The following is a 4,423-nucleotide window of genomic DNA, read 5'->3' as shown; positions in this document are numbered from 1 at the left end:
TGTCGGTGATGGACAGCATGCAGGCGACCATTGCCGAGATGAATGCCGAAGGCGGCATTCTCGACCAGTACGCCCGAAGCCAAAACTACGAAGGCACGGTCCGGCTGCGGCAGGTCTACGACGAGACCGTTTACGTTCGCTCCGCCATCGCGATGGTTCGGAGCAACTTGCTCATTGGGGCGGCATTGGCGGTCGTCGTTCTGCTGATATTCCTGCGGTCGGTCCGCAGCGTCGGCATCGTCGCGCTGGCCATTCCAACAAGCGTGCTGGGTGCGAGCATCGCGATGATAGCGCTTGGCCGGACGGTCAACGTCATCAGCCTCGCCGGGGCGGCCTTTGCGATCGGGCTGGTCGTCGACAACTCGATCGTCGTGCTGGAGAACATCTACCGGCACCTGGAGATGGGCAAGAAGCCACCCCGCGCCGCCTACGACGGCACGCGCGAGGTCGCGACGGCCGTACTTGCCAGCACGCTGACGACGGTCGTCGTCTTCGTGCCCGTGCTGCTCATCGAGCAGCAAGTCGGCCAGCTGTTTCGCGATCTGGGCATCGCGATCTGCGCGGCGGTCTTCATCAGCTACGTCGTCAGCGTGCTCGTCATTCCGTCGGCGGCAGCCCTGCTGCTGAAGCCCAAGACCAGCGAAGAGCTGCACCCGATGGCTGGCGGCACGGCCTCGCCTGGGCAGAAATCAGCCTTCCAGAAGGTCAACATTTTCAGCGGGGTTCCCGGGTACTTCGCGGATGCGATTCATGAGATTAACGGCTCGTGGATCGGCCGCATCACCGTCGTCGTCGTCGCGATGGGCCTGGTTGTCGTCGGCGTGGTCGCACTGCTACCGCCGTTTGACTACTTGCCCAAGGGGAACCGCAACATCGTCTTCGGGATCGTCATCCCACCGCCGGGCTACAACCTCGGCACATACGACGACCTGGCCGATCAGGTGCAGACGAAGATGGAGCCCTACTTCGATGCCGGCTACGCCGTGCTGAAGGAGGAGGCGTCGCTCGACGAGGCTCAGCAACGCGTCGACCCCGTGACAGTCATGACGGCCGAGCAAGGCGAACTCACTGTCACGCCGCCGCCGCTGGAGAACTATTTCATCGTCGGGCTTTCGACGCAGGACACGGTCTTCCACGGTGCGATCAGTCTCGATGAGAACAAGGTCGTCGACATCGAGCCACTGTTCAGCCACGCGACCCAGGGCATTCCAGGGACATTCGCGTTCGCATTCCAGGCCCCGCTGTTCCAACTAGGCGGTGGTAGCGGCGCGGCCGTCAGCATCGACCTAACCGGTCAGAACCTCGACGAAGTCCAGGCGGCGGCAGGCGCGCTGTTCGGCGGGCTGATGAACAGCTTCGACCAGGTTCAACCCAAGCCCGCCAACTTCAACCTCCAGGGACCGGAGCTGTCGATTCGGCCTGATCCGATTCGAGCCAGCGACGTCGGCCTGACCGAAACCGATGTCGGCCTGACCGCCGCGGCACTGGCGGATGGCATCATCCTCAGCGACGCGTACAAGTTCCCCGACGAGCTACGCGACGTCACGATCCTTACGACGCTCAGCCAAGCCGCCGACACCAACGGCGAGCGCGGATCGGCCATCGAGCAACTGGCTCAGGCGTCGGTCGCCACGCCCAACGGCTCGACCGTCACGCTCTCGGATGTTGCTGACTTCGTCGAGTCGACGAGCCCGACGCAGATCCGCCGCATCGCCGGTGTGCCGGGCGTGACGCTCGAAGTCACCGCCGCCGAAGGCGTGCCGCTCGCGACAGCCATCGCTGAGATTCAGCAGATCATCGAGACCCAACGCGACCTCGGCGCGATGCCGCCGAGCGTGCAGAGCAACGTCGCCGGTACGGCTGACGCGCTAAGCGACATCCAGGAGACCTTGCTGGGCGATGGCTCGATCGTCGGCACGATTACCAGCAGCGTGGCGATCGCGCTGATCGTGGTCTACCTGCTCATGTGCGTGCTCTTCCAGAGCTGGAGCTATCCGTTCGTCATCATGCTCACCGTGCCGCTGGCGACGTTCGGCGGCTTCCTCGGCCTGTGGCTTATCAACGTCTGGACGGGCACGAGCCGCTACCTGCCGACGACGCAGCTGGACGTGCTGGCGATGCTCGGTTTCATCATCCTGGCCGGCACCGTCGTCAACAATGCGATTTTGATCGTCGAGCAGACGCTCAACTTCCTCAGGATGTCCGGGTCCGACCTCGACGAAGCGTGCGTCGATTGTCACGGCGAGAAAGAAGGGACCGAAGGCAACATCGGCCCACGTCGAGCCATCAGCGAAGCCGTTCGGAGCCGCGTCCGCCCGATCTTCATGTCCATGCTGACCAGCGTCGGCGGGATGCTTCCGCTCGTGCTGATCCCGGGCAGCGGTACCGAGCTCTACCGCGGACTTGGGGCGGTGGTGGTGGGCGGGCTCTTTGTGTCGACGGTCTTCACGCTCTTCGTCACGCCCGCCATGCTCAGCATCGTGATGGACTTGAAGAAGGCGCTCGGGATGCAGATTCGTCCAGCGGTTCGGAGCGACGACGCCTTTGAGCGCCCCGACGCCGGTGACATGAAGGCGGTGCCCGCGTGAGGTCAATGCCTCTTCTCGCCATCGCCGCGATGACGCTCGTCGGCTGCCGCGTCGGTCCCGGCTACGAGCCCCCGGAGTTGCCGGTGCCACAGTCGTTCACTGGCGTGACAGGCGACCCGCGTGCAACGAGCCGTCCCTCGGACCTGTCCGAATGGTGGACACGGTTCAACGACGAGCGTCTGACACGTCTCGTCGAGCGCGCGATCATCGCGAGTCCTGACGTCGAAGAGGCGGTGGCGCGCGTCATGGAAGCCCGTGCGCTCCGCGCCGCAGAGAACGGGGCACGCCTGCCGCAGATCGAAGCGAACGCGTTCTATTCGCGTGATCGCATCAGCGAAAACCTCGACGGCTTCCCGGCAGGTGGTGGAGGCGGGGGCGGCGGTGGAGGTGGTGGGTTCGCGTTTCAACCCGAGACCGACCTCTGGCAGATCGACGGTGGACTCTCATGGGAGATCGACCTCTTCGGCCGGCTGTCGCGTCGCGTCGAGGCCGCCGATCGCACGCTGGAGGCGGAGCTGTTCGACCTGGTCGACGTTCGCGTCACGCTCGCCGCCGAGGTGGCCGTCGCGTACGTCGACACGCTGGAACTGAGCAACCGACTCGACATCGCCCAGCAGAACGTCGACCTCCAGCAGCGATCGCTCGACCTTGCCCAGGCCAGGTTCGAGGCCGGGCTTACGACCGAGCTCGATGTCGCCCAGGCCGTCGCCAACCTGCAGCAGACCAAGGCCACCGTTCCGGCACTTCGAGCCTCAGCCCAGGCCGCCCGGAATCGCCTCTCGCGTCTCTCTGGCGAGGTCCCCGGCTACGCGGAGTTCGTGATCGACGACTCGGCCGCGCTGCCTGTCCCCGACGACGATCTCGCCGTCGGCGTGCCAGCCGACCTCCTGCGACGTCGTCCCGACATCCGGCGCGCCGAGCGCGAACTTGCCTCGGCAGTTGCGTCCGTCGGTGCGGCGGAAGGCGACCTCTATCCACGGTTGAGTCTCGTCGGCACGTTCGGCTTCGCAGCTGGGGACATCGACAACGTGTTCAACTGGGACAGCCGCACGTTCGGCGTCGGCCCGGCGATCAACTGGCCGATCTTCCAGGGCGGGACACTGCGAGCGCTCGTCGGCGCGGCCGACGCCCGTGTGAACGAGGCACGCGCCGAGCATCGACGCACGCTGCTCCTGGCTCTGGCCGAAGTGGCTGACGCGTTGACGAACCTCGCGCAGGACCGCGAGCGCGAGTTGACACTCACCGACAGCGTCACCGCCGCCCGCCGCGCGGTGGAGTTAGCGGAAGCCCAGTACACGGACGGCCTTGTCGAGTTCGACCGCGTGCTCGACGCTCAGTCGCTGCTCTTCAGCGCCGAAGACGCGCTTGCGACCGCCGAGGCGAACGTCGTCCGCGACTACATGATTCTCTACCGCACCCTCGGCGGCGGCTGGCGTCCGCAGGAACGCGTAGACGACACGCCATAGTCAGCTCGCGACATCGCTGAGCACTTTCGCCAGATCGCCACGGAGCAAGGCTTCCGGATCGAGCCTGAGACCTTCGAAGTGCTTGCTCTCGATCAGGCCGTTTGCGTTTGGGATCATGGCGAGATAGCGGTCTTCCAATCGCTCGTACCAATCGATCCGTTCCTCTTCGACTCGCCAAAGCAAGTACTCTGGCACGCCGGCCGCATGGTAAGCCTCGGCCTTGGCGTTGGCGTCGAGGCTGGCCGTGCTGGCAGCAACCTCGACGACCAGCTCTGGCGGGCCGTGGACGTAGCCATCGACGAGCTTGGCCCGCCCGCCACGTGACTCCGGCAGGAGCAGGCAAGCGTCCGGCTGCGGGTCCGTGTCGCG

Annotated in this window: 3 protein-coding genes; 2 read left to right on the top strand and 1 reads right to left on the bottom strand. The window is 65.5% G+C overall.

Features of this window, described 5'->3' with window-relative positions:
* Window positions 1-2,588, top strand: a 2,588-nt coding sequence (locus tag AAGI46_15985; protein MEM1013708.1) for an efflux RND transporter permease subunit, incomplete at its 5' end; no start/stop codon positions are given.
* A gap of 5 nt (window positions 2,589-2,593) precedes the next feature.
* Window positions 2,594-4,054 (top strand): efflux transporter outer membrane subunit, encoded by a 1,461-nt coding sequence (locus tag AAGI46_15980; protein MEM1013707.1) that lies wholly within the window; start codon window positions 2,594-2,596, stop codon window positions 4,052-4,054.
* Here the strand turns inward: AAGI46_15980 and AAGI46_15975 are convergent.
* Window positions 4,055-4,423 (bottom strand): Uma2 family endonuclease (locus tag AAGI46_15975; GenBank protein ID MEM1013706.1); only part of this gene is annotated, 369 nt, incomplete at its 5' end.

It is taken from the genome of Planctomycetota bacterium, assembly GCA_038746835.1.
GTDB lineage: Bacteria > Planctomycetota > Phycisphaerae > Tepidisphaerales > Tepidisphaeraceae > JBCDKH01.
Note: the sequence above shows the minus strand (reverse complement) of the source record. Positions and strands in the feature narration are given on the sequence as shown.